This window comes from Fructilactobacillus hinvesii, from assembly GCF_024029435.1.
In the GTDB taxonomy this organism is placed as follows: Bacteria; Bacillota; Bacilli; order Lactobacillales; family Lactobacillaceae; genus Fructilactobacillus; species Fructilactobacillus hinvesii.
Map to the genome: position 1 here is coordinate 199,192 of NZ_CP097118.1, position 12,549 is coordinate 211,740.

At 47.0% G+C, this 12,549-nt stretch carries 13 protein-coding genes and 1 riboswitch; of the genes, 2 read left to right on the plus strand and 11 right to left on the minus strand.

The features are described 5' to 3' along the window. The first annotated feature begins 49 nt into the window (after window positions 1-49). Window positions 50-1,480: an NADP-dependent phosphogluconate dehydrogenase gene (gene gndA / locus M3M39_RS00945; protein ID WP_252797375.1), complete on the plus strand. Its 1,431-nt coding sequence runs from the start codon at window positions 50-52 to the stop codon at window positions 1,478-1,480. 63 nt (window positions 1,481-1,543) lie between these two features. Here the strand turns inward: gndA and M3M39_RS00950 are convergent, their stop codons facing one another. Beyond that, window positions 1,544-1,822 carry a type II toxin-antitoxin system RelE/ParE family toxin gene (locus M3M39_RS00950; RefSeq protein ID WP_252797376.1) on the minus strand — a complete coding sequence of 93 codons (279 nt, stop codon included), beginning with the start codon at window positions 1,820-1,822 and terminating at the stop codon, window positions 1,544-1,546. Then, window positions 1,822-2,085 (minus strand): type II toxin-antitoxin system RelB/DinJ family antitoxin, encoded by a 264-nt coding sequence (locus M3M39_RS00955; RefSeq protein ID WP_252797377.1) that lies wholly within the window; start codon window positions 2,083-2,085, stop codon window positions 1,822-1,824. Before M3M39_RS00955 ends, M3M39_RS00950 begins: the two co-directional genes overlap by 1 nt. Window positions 2,086-2,303: 218 nt before the next feature. Here M3M39_RS00955 and M3M39_RS00960 point away from each other — a divergent pair, with 218 nt between their 5' ends. Next, window positions 2,304-3,677: an amino acid permease gene (locus M3M39_RS00960; RefSeq protein WP_252797378.1), complete on the plus strand. Its 1,374-nt coding sequence runs from the start codon at window positions 2,304-2,306 to the stop codon at window positions 3,675-3,677. A 41-nt stretch (window positions 3,678-3,718) separates the two neighbouring features. Here M3M39_RS00960 and M3M39_RS00965 read toward each other — a convergent pair whose 3' ends face one another. The 9 genes from M3M39_RS00965 to lysA form a co-directional block, all read right to left on the minus strand. After that, a complete protein-coding gene (locus M3M39_RS00965; protein ID WP_252797379.1) occupies window positions 3,719-4,588 on the minus strand; it encodes an amino acid ABC transporter substrate-binding protein in 870 nt (289 codons plus the stop codon). A 13-nt stretch (window positions 4,589-4,601) separates the two neighbouring features. Then, window positions 4,602-5,240 (minus strand): ATP-binding cassette domain-containing protein, encoded by a 639-nt coding sequence (locus tag M3M39_RS00970; RefSeq protein ID WP_252797380.1) that lies wholly within the window; start codon window positions 5,238-5,240, stop codon window positions 4,602-4,604. A gap of 11 nt (window positions 5,241-5,251) precedes the next feature. After that, window positions 5,252-5,896 (minus strand): amino acid ABC transporter permease, encoded by a 645-nt coding sequence (locus M3M39_RS00975; protein WP_252797381.1) that lies wholly within the window; start codon window positions 5,894-5,896, stop codon window positions 5,252-5,254. A gap of 391 nt (window positions 5,897-6,287) precedes the next feature. Beyond that, window positions 6,288-7,370: an aspartate-semialdehyde dehydrogenase gene (locus tag M3M39_RS00980; protein ID WP_252797921.1), complete on the minus strand. Its 1,083-nt coding sequence runs from the start codon at window positions 7,368-7,370 to the stop codon at window positions 6,288-6,290. Between the two features lie 19 nt (window positions 7,371-7,389). After that, window positions 7,390-8,172: a 4-hydroxy-tetrahydrodipicolinate reductase gene (dapB, locus tag M3M39_RS00985; protein WP_252797382.1), complete on the minus strand. Its 783-nt coding sequence runs from the start codon at window positions 8,170-8,172 to the stop codon at window positions 7,390-7,392. A 3-nt stretch (window positions 8,173-8,175) separates the two neighbouring features. Then, a complete protein-coding gene (dapA, locus tag M3M39_RS00990; protein ID WP_252797383.1) occupies window positions 8,176-9,054 on the minus strand; it encodes a 4-hydroxy-tetrahydrodipicolinate synthase in 879 nt (292 codons plus the stop codon). A 3-nt stretch (window positions 9,055-9,057) separates the two neighbouring features. Further along, window positions 9,058-10,212, minus strand: coding sequence for an N-acetyldiaminopimelate deacetylase (locus M3M39_RS00995; RefSeq protein ID WP_252797384.1), 1,155 nt, complete (start codon window positions 10,210-10,212; stop codon window positions 9,058-9,060). Window positions 10,213-10,215: 3 nt separating this feature from the next. Continuing rightward, window positions 10,216-10,923: a 2,3,4,5-tetrahydropyridine-2,6-dicarboxylate N-acetyltransferase gene (gene dapD, locus M3M39_RS01000; protein ID WP_252797385.1), complete on the minus strand. Its 708-nt coding sequence runs from the start codon at window positions 10,921-10,923 to the stop codon at window positions 10,216-10,218. A gap of 22 nt (window positions 10,924-10,945) precedes the next feature. Then, complete coding sequence (gene lysA / locus M3M39_RS01005; RefSeq protein ID WP_252797386.1) at window positions 10,946-12,244, minus strand: diaminopimelate decarboxylase; 1,299 nt, start codon at window positions 12,242-12,244, stop codon at window positions 10,946-10,948. A 97-nt stretch (window positions 12,245-12,341) separates the two neighbouring features. Then, window positions 12,342-12,518, minus strand: a riboswitch (Lysine riboswitch). Between the last annotated feature and the right edge of the window lie 31 nt (window positions 12,519-12,549).

The following is a 12,549-nucleotide window of genomic DNA, read 5'->3' on the forward strand; positions in this document are numbered from 1 at the left end:
ATGATTGTAGGATTTTACAAAAATAATATCCAAAAAAGGAAGGTATATTATGGCTGACAAGAAAGCAAACATCGGAGTTGTTGGAATGGCCGTTATGGGTAAGAACCTTGCCCTTAACATTGAAAGCCGCGGTTACACCGTTGCAATTTACAACCGTTCCGCTTCTAAGACAGAAAAAGTAATGGAAGATCACGGTGACAAAAACCTGATTCCTTCATACAACGTCGAAGACTTCGTTAAGTCAATTGAAGCTCCTCGGACCATCTTATTAATGGTTAAAGCTGGTGCTGCAACTGACGCTGTCATTAACGAAATTCTCCCATTGTTAGACAAGGGTGACACGTTAATCGATGGTGGTAACACGAACTTCCACGACACGATTGCCCGGAACCAAGAATTAGCTAAATCAGGAATTAACTTCATCGGAATGGGAGTTTCTGGTGGTGAATTAGGTGCCCTCCAAGGTCCTTCTTTGATGCCTGGTGGTCAAAAAGAAGCTTATGACCGGGTTGCTCCAATCTTAGAAAAGATTGCTGCTAAAGCCAAAGATGGCAAACCATGTGTTGCTTACATCGGCCCTGATGGTGCTGGTCACTACGTTAAAATGGTCCACAACGGAATCGAATACGGTGACGAAGAGTTAATTGACGAATCATTTAACATCTTACGGAACGCCGCTGGTTACTCCGTTGACGACTTAGCTAATATTTTCGCCGACTGGAACAAGGGTGAATTGAACAGTTACTTGATTGAAATCACTGCTGACATCTTAACTCGTAAAGATGACTTAGGTGACGACAAGAGCAAGCCAATCGTAGACATGATCTTAGACCGTGGTGCTAACAAAGGTACTGGTAAGTGGTCTTCAGAAGATGCCTTAGATGAAGGTGCTCCTCAATCAGTAATCACGGAAGCTGTTTATGCTCGATTCGTTTCCATGTTGAAGGACGAACGGATGGAAGCAGCCAAGGTCTTAAACGGCCCATCCAAGAAGCCAACTTACAACGGTGATGACATCGTTGAAGACATGCGTCAAGCTCTTTACTTCGGTAAGATCATGAGTTACGCTCAAGGTTTCGAACAAATGCGGATGGCTTCTACCAGCCACAACTGGAACTTGAAGTACGGTGAATTAGCCCAAATTTGGCGTGAAGGTTGTATCATCCGGGCTCAATTCTTAGACGAAATTACAAAAGCCTTTGAAAAGACCCCTGACTTGAACAACTTGTTAATGGATCCATTCTTCGGTGACATCGCTAACAAGTACCAAGATGCCGCTCGTCGGATCTTAGCCTTTGCTACTGAATACGGAATTCCAGTTCCATCATTAGCTGGTGCTGTTTCTTACTTTGACTCATACCGGGCTGAAGTTCTCCCTGCTAACCTGTTACAAGCACAACGTGACTACTTCGGTGCTCACACGTACGAACGGGTTGACCGTCCAGGAAGCTTCCACTACCCATGGTACAAAGAACAATAAAAGGCATTTAATTGCTGAAAAAGAACCGACAATTGTCGGTTCTTTTTTTATTTGTTTATTAAATTAAATACCTAATGTTTCTTTATGAGTCCCTGTTCTAGTTAATACTAAAATAACTCTGTCATTACTTATCCGATAAATGAGCAACCAATTAGATTCAATATGAAGTTCGTAAAGTCCCTGCCAATCACCTTTTAAAGAATGATTTTTTAATTTTTTTAGTTCTCTTTCATCATTTTCAACTATTGATCTAACTGCTTTTTCTAATTTTTCAATGTTCCAATGTTTTTTCTTACATCTCTTCACATCTTTTAAAAACTTTTTAGTCCGATCAATTTCCATCAAACGTTTTCCAACCATTTATCAAAATCATTAATATTACCAATTTTCACTGTATTCCCAGTATATGCATCATTGATAGCGTTAATTGTTTCTTGATCTTTTATTTTAGGTTGAAATGGAATTGATTTAGTTTGAACAGTTTCTGCAAGAAATAATTTAATTGCAGAACTCATAGTTAATCCCAATTCTTCATATATTTTGGTTGCTGCTTCTTTAGTTTTTTCATCAACTTTTACAGTAACTCTAGTATCTGTTTTAGTCATAATCAATCACTCCCTTAAATAAAATAGTAACACATTAATATCACAAAATGTTAACGATGAACACACCATTTAAAATTTATTGCTGGTAAGTTATTAATTGTCAATAATTAACTTCTCTTTTGTGTCACGAAATCTCACATGAAACCTAGCGAAATGATAGAATTAGCACTATAATGTGCATCTGCGCCAAATTATACTAATTCTAAAGGAGTATCACCATGGCAGAACAAAATGATCGTAAACTGAAGCGGGGGCTAAAAAACCGCCACATTCAGCTCATTGCCTTAGGGGGAACGATTGGAACCGGACTCTTTCTGGGTTCTGGGGAATCCATCACACTAACTGGACCCTCCATCCTCTTGGCCTATGCCATTACGGGAGTCATCTGTTTCTTCATCATGAGAGCTCTCGGAACGCTGTTATTGTCCAATTTGGAAGCTAATTCCTTCATCGAACCGATTACCCATTTTCTGGGGGAAACCACCGGTTTTGTAGCCGGCTGGACCTATTGGATGTGTTGGATTATCGGGGCCATTGCGGAAGTCACCGCGGCCGGAATCTACATTAACTTCTGGTTTCCTGGAATTCCCGCGTGGCTAACCGGGCTCGTTATTTTAGGAATTATTTACGCCCTCAATACCATTAACGTGGCTGCGTACGGGGAAACCGAGTTCTGGTTCGCCCTCATTAAGGTAATTGCCATCGTCGCCATCATCGTGGTGGGAATTGTCTTAGTCCTCATTAACTACAAGACGCCCGCTGGTCACGCTTCCTTAACCAATTTGTACTCACATAAATTCTTTGGTCACGGGTGGCAAGGTTTCGCCCTGTCCTTTCAAATGGTCGTCTTTTCTCTAACAGGAGTTGAAATGGTAGGGATGACCGCCGGCGAAACGAAGGATCCCGTCCACGTGATTCCCAAGGCGATCGACGCCGTCCCGTTTCGGATCATCCTCTTTTACATCGGAGCATTAGCTGCCATCATGTGTGTCATTCCATGGCAGACGATTTCCCCAAACCAAAGTCCCTTCGTGGAAGTCTTTAAGAACATTGGGATCAACGGAGCCGCCGGAATTGTCAACTTTGTGGTTCTAACTGCCGCTACGTCCGCCTGCAACTCCTCGATTTACACCACTGGGCGGATGATGTTTAGTTTGACCCACGGAAGTAACGGCAAGGTCGCCCAAAAGCTCGGAACCTTATCTAAACGCCAGATTCCCCAACATGCCATTACCTTCTCGACCCTAATCGTTGCCGCAGCAGTCTTGCTCAACGTCTTCATCCCCAAGGGAGTCTTCGTTTTCATTGCCAGCATCTCAACGACCCTCTTTCTCTTCATGTGGTCGTTAATTATTTTGGCCCAAATGAAATACCGCAAGGAAGTGGATGCAGCCGGTAAGGAAGATCAGTTAATTTTCAAAATGCCCTGGTATCCATTTTCTAGCTACATCGTGTTAATCTTTTTGGCTTTTGTTGCCATCGTGCTGCTCTTCCGGATTAGTTCCCTCCTCGCGCTCATTGGTTCCTTAATTTGGATTGGCGCGTTATATGCGGTCAAAATCCGCCGCAATCGACACATCCCTAAACCCTAACTGAACCACTAAAAAAGACGTCATCTAATTGACGTCTTTCTTTATGGTTTTTTTTGCATTGGTTGTGATTGTGGTTGCTGCGGTTGTTGGGGCGGTTGCTGGGTCCCAAAGTACTTCTGGGCCAGCCGTTGTTCCGTTCCATCGCGGTGCAGCTCCTGAATGGCCCAGTTCAACCGGTGGCGCAACGTCTTATCTTCCTTGCGTACTCCCACTGCCATCTCATCAGGGGGAAAGCTCGTAGGCACAATCTTCAGAGGAATCTTGGGGTGGCTGTGAGCCAGGTAGTAACGTGCATAATCTTCATCAATTAAAACGGCGCCGAGGCGACCCACCTGTACGTCATTAATCGCCTTATCAAAGGTATCATACTGAACGGGGGCGCTCGTTAGATACTGTTTCAGATCCTTCGGATTAGTTTGAAACAACGTAAATCCCGATGATCCAGATTGCACACCCAGTTGCTTGCCGCGCATATCCTGAGGTTGGTTCACTCCCGAATCAGCCCGGGTTAATAAGACCTGCCCCGTCCGGTGGTAGTTATTCGTAAAGGCCACGTGTTGCTTTCGTTCGGGCGTAACCGTGTACCCATTCCAAATCGCATCGATGTGGTGGGTGTTTAGTTCCGTTTCCTTCATGGACCAATCAATCACTTGAAAGTCCGGTTTTAACCCCAGTTTCTTACAAGCAGCCTTGGCCATCTCCACGTCATAACCCACCAGGTGGTTATTTTTATCCCGAAAGCCCATTGGAACAAAGGTATCATCAATTCCAATTTTGAGCGTTTTTTCATTTTGAAGACTCTTCCAACTATCGGTCCGGTGGTTAAAGCGGTAGTACACGGTCCCAAGGACTAATCCTAGTAAGGCCAGGACCACTAAATTGCCGATGAGCAACTTTTGCTTTCTTTTCATCGTGAACTCCTTTCTAACGGTCAACGTCCGTTCCGAAGTCCAAAACCTGACCGTTGAGGCTCTGTGCAAACGGCAAATCGTGAGTAACAACGATCTGAGTTACATCACGCTGTTGCAATTTTTGGATTACTTCCGTCACCCGTTTAGTGGATTCTTCATCTAGTCCAGAAGTAGGTTCATCGTACGCCAACACCCCAGGATTCATGGCTAGGGCCCGGGCAATGGCCACCCGTTGCTTCTGCCCTCCTGACAATTGGAACGGGTAAGCGTCCTGTTTACTACTAAGATCCAGTTCGGACAACAGTTCTTGGCATTGTTGTTGGTACTGTTGCTTCTTTTCTTTTTTCACCACTTTGGGTGCTAACGTGACGTTTTCACTTACTGTATATTGCGGGAATAGGTTAAAGTCTTGAAAAATCACGCCAACGTCGGTCCCTCGGCGGTTGGGACTTAGTTCTAACTGTTTTCCGTTCAACTCAATCGTTCCAGTATCCGCCGCAATTAAGCCCGCTAAAATATTGAGAAAGGTTGTTTTCCCAATTCCGGAGGGTCCGACCACGGTCAGAATTCCACCGTCCGGAACCGTGATGTTTAAGTTCTGAAAGACAACCTGCTCACTATATGATTTCTTTAAATTCTGAATCTTTAGCATGTGCTTTCCTCCTAACGGTAGTAGTTGAGCCGTTTTTCAATGTAACGCATCGCAATGGTTAAGATGATGGTTAAGGCAAGGTACATCGCTCCCACTAAGAGGTATGGCACTAACGTTACATCCCGCGAAACAGCGATATTACCGGCCCGCATTAAGTCCCCTAATCCGATTACGTAAACTAACGACGTGTCCTTAATCAAATTAATCACTTCATTTCCTACCGACGGCATGACTGTTTTGACCACCTGCGGTAAGGTAATGTACCACATGGTTTGCAGGCGGCTAAAGCCAAGTACTTTTGCACCTGCATATTGCCCGGCCGGCACGGCTTGCATTCCCCCGCGAAAGATTTCAGCAAAGTAAGCAGCGTAGTTCAAAATAAAAGTGAAGACCGCGGCTTCAAACCGGGGTAGCGTGATTAGGTTGGCAAGACTTAACCCGTAGTAAACGAACACAATTTGCAGCAATAACGGTGTCCCCCGCATGATCGTAATGTAAGTATCGATAATCCAGCGTAAGACCTTTAATGGGGACTTTTGCAGAATGGCCACGATCACGCCTAACGGTAATGAACCCACTAACGTCAAGACGAAAACGCCCAACGTCATTTTTAACCCTTCCAGTAAACTGGGTAAAACTTGATTGATGTAACTCATAATTCCCTCCTTGACCGTTTTGGTGCGTTCCACCAGTCGAATTTGGCCAAAAAAAAGTCCCCCAAGCTATCAAAAAATTGATAACTTGGAGGACGATTCCGACTCGTGTTCCCACCTCTATTTTGACTAACATTACTGCTAGCCACTCAGGCACCTCACCTAGAATGGTAAGGCACAGCTCGTAACGGAGCAACCCGAGTATTTTCTAGAAAGTACCTGATGATCACGAGTGTGGTTCGCCTAGTTCCAATTGTCGCTTCTCAACTCCAGCGCGATTCTCTGTAAATTGAAAGTTAGGTTACTCTTTCGTTCATATCTTTGTCAGTATCTTAACCCCTGGTTAATCTTCGTGTCAACCATTAACTTTAAGTTTTTTTAAAGTTAACGTTCGTTATTTCTTGCCGTAGTAATCGGCCGGAACGCGAACCAGGTCATGTTCAACTAATTTTTCCGCAATTTCCACGGTGTTCGCAGCGGCACCCTTCAAAAGGTTATCGGCTACGACCCACAGGTTGTAAGCTCCTGGATTTTCGGGATCAGCGCGCACCCGACCAACGTACGTGTCGGTGTGCCCTTCGGCGTTAATTGGTTGCGGGTAAAGTTGTTCAGCAGGATTATCCTCTAGCACTAACCCTTTCCCGTTCTTAATCAATTGTTGGATCTTGTGCGCGTCTAAATTGGAGTTATCTTCCACTTCAAAGTAGACGGATTCTCCGTGCCCAATCACAACGGGAACCCGCACACAGGTAGCGTTGACCTTGATCTTTGGATCATTCATATCCCCGAGCATGATCTTTTTGGTTTCGTGAACCATCTTCCACTCTTCATGCGTTGAGCCATCTGGTTCAAAGACGTCAATTTGGGGCAAAAGGTTGAAAGCCAACGGGTAGTGGTGGGCTTCACTCTTCACTGGGAAAATATCCGCCGTCATTTCTTCCCCGTTTAGGTGTTGTTGGGCTTCGTGGTCCAACTCCTTAATGGCCATTTGTCCGGCCCCAGAACCAGCTTGATAGGTCGACACAATGATTTGTTTTAAGCCGGCCGCATCTAAAATTGGTTTTAAAGCCACCACCATTTGAATCGTCGAACAGTTCGGGTTAGCAATAATCCCCTTGTGCTGTTCAATTGCGGATTCGTTGACTTCTGGAACCACTAGGGGTACCTCTGGATCCATCCGAAAGGCACTGGTGTTGTCAACGGCTACTGCGCCACGCTTAACGGCCTCTGGGAGGAATTGCTTTGAAGCAGCTCCCCCGGCAGAAGCTAACACGATGTCAACGTCGTCGAAGGATTCCGGCGTGGTTGCTTCCACCGTAACGTCCTGTCCCTTAAACTGCAAAACCGTCCCTGCTGAACGGGGAGAGGCCAGTAACTTTACCTGCTTCACTGGAATCGAAGATTGTTCCAATTGTTGAATTAACCGAGTTCCCACGGCCCCGGTGGCCCCTAAAATTGCAACGTTATATTCCTTCATAAGTGTCAAAAATCCTTTCCTATAACACGTTTTCTAATCCCACGGCAAAACCAGTCAGGCGGTGAGCCTGTTTAATCGCAATGTTTAAGCCGTGCATAAATGATTCCCGGTCAAAGGAATCCTGCCGAATCGTCAGTGCTTCACCAGGACCACCAAAGAGGACCTGTTCGTGCGCCACGTACCCTGGTAACCGAACGGCGTGAATCGGAACATCTTCGTAATTAGCTCCTCGCGCTCCCGGAATTGTTTCCACGGGATTTTCCACCGTTTCTGGTTTTTGGTTCCGACCAGCGGCAATCATCTTCGCCGTGTTAATCGCGGTTCCAGATGGTGAATCTTTCTTATCGCCGTGGTGCATTTCAATGATTTCAGCATCCGGGAAGTACTGGGCGGCCTGCTTAGCAAACTGCATTAGTAACACCGCAGATAACCCAAAGTTTGGAACTAATAAGCCAGCTTGTTGTTGTTCATCCGCCAGTTTGGTTAACTGCGCCACCTGGTCGTCACTCAGACCACTGGTTCCAATGATCGGTGTCATCCCGTGTTCTAATGCAAACTGGGCGTTGGCAAAGGCGCCTGCCGGAGTCGAAAAGTCGACCCAAATTTGCGCCGTCGTTGAAATGGCGTCTAACTGGTTGAAGACCTGCGTCGTTTCCGGCAAATCGTAAGCAGCTGGATCCAAAGTCGTCACGTGGGGACTGTACACCGCCGCTAACTCTAACTCCGGATCTCGGTTAATCATTGCAGTGGCCTTTTGGCCCATTGAGCCCCGAAAGCCCGCTACTAAAACTGTAATTGGCATAAACTACTCCTTTTCTCCCAATGCTTGTAAGACGTAGGATTGCTCAACCGCCGTTAAATCGGTGATGGGTAAGCGGCATCCACCGACATCAAGGCCGTTTTTAGTCAACATGAACTTCACCGCAGATGGCGATGGGTACAAGAATAAGCCCTGCATCTTCGGCGTAAGCTCACGTTGTAACTTCCCAGCTTGCGCTAAATCAGAATTCAACAAATCATACATTTGCCGCATTTTTGGCAGGTAGAGATGGGAAGCCACAGAAACCACACCGTTGCCCCCAACGCTCTTAGCAAACAAACTCTGAGGGTCCTCGCCGGTGTAGACCAAGAAGTCATCGGGGGTTTGGTCCACAATTGCCTCAAATTCTTCCATCGAACCACACTGTTTAATCCCAATGATATTTGGTTCGTGGCTTAGTTCAACGATCGTATCAACATCCATCTTAACACCGGTTCGACCGGGAATGTTATAGATGATGATTGGGAAGTTGGTGGCTTGGGCAACGGCTCGGAAGTGCGCTTTCATTCCGACCTGGTTGGGTTTGTTGTAGTACGGTACCACTACCAAGGCAGCATCAATCCCAGGAATCTGGCTAACCTCCGTTGTAAAGTCAATCGTGGCCTGGGTGTTGTTACTCCCGGTTCCAGCAATCACTGGCACCCGGCCGTCAATAAATTGTGCAAAATTCGTGTACAAACTAATTTTTTCGTCGTGAGTTAACGTCGGGGTTTCTCCCGTCGTGCCCCCAATTAAGAAGCCGTTGCCACCTTCATTAAGGAGACGATCCGTCAGGGTTTCTAACGCTGGATAGTTAATTTCTTGGTCTGCAGTAAAGGGCGTAATCAGCGCCGTAATAATATCAGTTTTTGTAAAATCAGCCATTGTTTACTCCTTTTCTGTCATTCGTTGTTGTAACCAACCGGTAATCGCACTAATCCCGGGTTCAATTGCCGCTTCGTTGGGAACTAGTTCGCTGGAGTGCAGTTGGTGCTTTGGGTCTCCAATCCCCAACCAAAACATGGTTCCGGGAAACTTGGAAAGCAAGTACCCAAAGTCTTCCCCGGTCATTGCCGGTTCTGTTTCAATGTAGTTCACGTCCGGATTTTGTTGCATGTACTGAATGAAACGCTCCGTCAGATGCGGATTATTTTCCACTGGCAGATAGCCCCCCTGGTTCAAATGGAGGTCTACCTGGCAGTTATAGCTGGCAGCAATTCCGTTCGCCACCGCCTGCAGCCGCTCATCAATGTGTTCAATCATCTTCTGGGTTAGTCCCCGAATCGTTCCGTGGAGCTCGGCCTCTCCGGCAATCACGTTCCGGATGGTTCCCGCGTTAAATTGACCAAAGGTAATCACGCCCCCTTCGATCGGATCAACGCTCCGCGATACAATCGTCTGAACTTGACCGATAAACTGACTCGCTGCGACCACCATATCGTTCGCAAACTGCGGATAAGCCGCGTGTCCCTGGGTTCCCGTAAAGTGGACGTCTACTTCCGTAGTTCCCGCAAACAGAGTCCCCATCCGGCACCCAATTGCTCCTGCCGGTAGTTGCGGATTATCGTGGAGTCCGTAGAATTCATCGGGGCGCCATTGGCCGGTAAAGACATCATCTTCATAGGCCAACTTCCCACCGTTTTCACTTTCTTCGGCTGGTTGAAAGAAAAAAAGCAGGTTATCCGTTGGTTGTGCTTTAATGAACTTCGCCAACACCCCCATGGCAACGGTCATGTGAATGTCGTGCCCACAGGCATGCATCCGCCCCTGGTGCTGCGAGGCAAACGGTAACCCGGTATCTTCTGTAACCGGTAATGCATCAATATCAGTCCGGTATCCAATTGTCCGACGCGGCTTTGTTCCATGTAAAAGTACCAAAATCGCGGTTGGTAATTGGTCCGGAACCTTAATTTCAACAAAATCTACGTCACTAGCAAGGGCGTTGATTTGTTTCATTAAAAGAGCGTGCGTTTTAAATTCATGCAGCGCTAGTTCGGGAATCTGGTGTAACTGACGGTACAGTTCGTGTAAATCAAGTGTCATGGATTAACCCCGCAAATCGTCTTCCAACTTGGTTTTGTCCAACGTTTGTTGGTTGACGTCTTTTACCTTTTGGGCCGGCATTCCAGCTACCACCGTGTATGGAGCAACGTCTTCGGTAACGACCGCACCGGCAGCCACGACGGCGCCCTTGCCGACGTGTACCCCCTCAATCACAACGGCATTAGCTCCCACTAATACGTCATCGTCAATTTGCACGGGTTTGGCGCTCGCTGGTTCAATCACTCCCGCTAACACGGCCCCAGCCCCAATGTGGGAGTGCTTTCCAACGATGGCCCGGCCCCCGAGCACGGCGCCCATGTCGATCATGGAATCTTCCCCGACTTCGGCCCCAATGTTAATCAAGGCGCCCATCATAATTACAGCATCTTTACCAATCTTAACTTGATCCCGAATGATGGCACCTGGTTCAATCCGGGCGTCAATGTTTTTCGTGTCTAACAATGGTACCGCAGAGTTACGCCCGTCGTTTTCAATTTCGTAATCAGTTAACTTAGCTTGGTTAGCAGTTAAGAACGGTTGCACGTCCTTCCAGTCTCCAAAGATTACGCCAGTTTGCTCATTTACAAACGGACGAATGGTAGCTGGAAAGTCAATCGAACTTAAGTCTCCCTTCAGGTAAACCTTCACGTTTGTCTTCTTTTCGGCATTGCCGATGAATTGAATAATTTCTTGTGCGTTCATTTCAGCCATGGTAATTCTCCTTTATTTACGTTTAATCGCTTAATTTGACGTCTAAATGGGTTAAATCGGCGAGGCTTTCGCGCTTAATGACAACCTGCGCGTGTCCGTTCTCAACGAACACCACCGCCGGTCGGGGATTACGGTTGTAATTTGAAGCCATCGAGTACCCATAAGCTCCGGTTGCTAAGACCGCAATGACATCCCCAGCGTGAACTTCCGGTAACTGAGCATCTTTCACCAAGATGTCTCCCGATTCACAGTATTTCCCGGCCACCGTGACCGTTTCCGTTGTGTCCGGGTGCACGTTATTAGCAGAAATAGCCTCGTACTCAGCTCCATACAGGGCCGGGCGAATGTTATCACCCATTCCCCCGTCAACCGCCACGTACTTACGAACAGCCGGAATCGTCTTTTGCGAACCCACCCGGTACAGACTAACCCCGGCGGGTCCAGCAATCGAGCGCCCTGGTTCAATCCAAACCGCCGGCACTGGTAAGTCGTTCGCTTTCGTTTCTTCCTTCAAAGTGGTCAAAATTTGTTCCACGAATTCTTCCGGACGAAGCGGGTGATCAGCATCCGTATACTGAATCCCAAAACCACCACCGACGTTCACAACCTGCGGCGTGTAGTTAAACTCATCCCGCCAGCGGCGCATCAAGCGCACTAACTTCTGGGTTTCAATTTTAAACCCATCGGTAGCAAAAATTTGGGAACCAATGTGGGAGTGAACCCCACGTAACCGCATCCGGGGTTGATCCAATACTAATTGCAAGGCCTGGTCTGCTTGCCCCGTCAACATGTCAAAGCCAAACTTACTGTCCTGTTGTCCGGTTTGAATGAATTCGTGGGTGTGAGCGGAAACGGCTGGAGAAACCCGGAGCATCACGTCGATTTTGGCATCTTCTTCCTCAAGAACCTGAGCTAACAGGTCAATTTCGTAGAAGTTATCGAGGATGATGGTCCCCACGTGGTGGCGCACTGCCATTTGCAATTCCTCATAAGATTTATTGTTTCCATGAAAGCTTACCCGCTCCATTGGAAAATCGGCTTGAATGGCCGTAGCTAGTTCACCGGCAGAAACCACGTCGATATGAGCGTGTTCCTGGTTAACCACCTGGTACATCGCTACGCAAGCAAAGGCCTTGCTGGCATAACTAACTGCGTAGTCTACGTGTTGTTCTTCAAACACGCGGGCAAAGGCCCGAATCTGATTCCGAATCTTAGCTACATCGTAGACCTGTAATGGCGTCCCAAACTCATCAGCCAGTTCGGTGGCAGGAATGCCCCCAATCAAAAGCTGATTATCCTGAATTTCATCACTACTTAACATTATTTTCCTCCTCAATCGCTTTCAAACCAAAGAAAAAGGGCCTTTCGGTACGGAAGCTCCGTCCAAAAGACCCTACTGTGGTAAATTAGAATCGATTTTTATGAATAGCTCCCCGAGAATGAACGTCCCGACAGTCCGTAGCCTCTTAAGCTACGTCCCAGTTATCTAAGGCCCATCTCCCCTTAGCACTTCGGCAAACAATCCTTTCTCGTGGTTCCTAGCTGGATGGCAGCTCCCCGCGGTACTCTTATTCCTTGCGACCTCTATTTGATTTGCTTTAAGCATAACGAAAAAGCCCCGGGTCG

Excerpts from the sequence above, each read along its gene's own strand:
- gndA (WP_252797375.1), top strand. The coding sequence starts at position 50 with ATGGCTGACAAGAAAGCAAACATCGGAGTTGTTGGAATGGCCGTTATG.
- M3M39_RS00950 (WP_252797376.1), bottom strand. The coding sequence starts at position 1,822 with ATGGAAATTGATCGGACTAAAAAGTTTTTAAAAGATGTGAAGAGATGT.
- M3M39_RS00955 (WP_252797377.1), bottom strand. The coding sequence starts at position 2,085 with ATGACTAAAACAGATACTAGAGTTACTGTAAAAGTTGATGAAAAAACT.
- M3M39_RS00960 (WP_252797378.1), top strand. The coding sequence starts at position 2,304 with ATGGCAGAACAAAATGATCGTAAACTGAAGCGGGGGCTAAAAAACCGC.
- M3M39_RS00965 (WP_252797379.1), bottom strand. The coding sequence starts at position 4,588 with ATGAAAAGAAAGCAAAAGTTGCTCATCGGCAATTTAGTGGTCCTGGCC.
- M3M39_RS00970 (WP_252797380.1), bottom strand. The coding sequence starts at position 5,240 with ATGCTAAAGATTCAGAATTTAAAGAAATCATATAGTGAGCAGGTTGTC.
- M3M39_RS00975 (WP_252797381.1), bottom strand. The coding sequence starts at position 5,896 with ATGAGTTACATCAATCAAGTTTTACCCAGTTTACTGGAAGGGTTAAAA.
- M3M39_RS00980 (WP_252797921.1), bottom strand. The coding sequence starts at position 7,370 with ATGAAGGAATATAACGTTGCAATTTTAGGGGCCACCGGGGCCGTGGGA.
- dapB (WP_252797382.1), bottom strand. The coding sequence starts at position 8,172 with ATGCCAATTACAGTTTTAGTAGCGGGCTTTCGGGGCTCAATGGGCCAA.
- dapA (WP_252797383.1), bottom strand. The coding sequence starts at position 9,054 with ATGGCTGATTTTACAAAAACTGATATTATTACGGCGCTGATTACGCCC.
- M3M39_RS00995 (WP_252797384.1), bottom strand. The coding sequence starts at position 10,212 with ATGACACTTGATTTACACGAACTGTACCGTCAGTTACACCAGATTCCC.
- dapD (WP_252797385.1), bottom strand. The coding sequence starts at position 10,923 with ATGGCTGAAATGAACGCACAAGAAATTATTCAATTCATCGGCAATGCC.
- lysA (WP_252797386.1), bottom strand. The coding sequence starts at position 12,244 with ATGTTAAGTAGTGATGAAATTCAGGATAATCAGCTTTTGATTGGGGGC.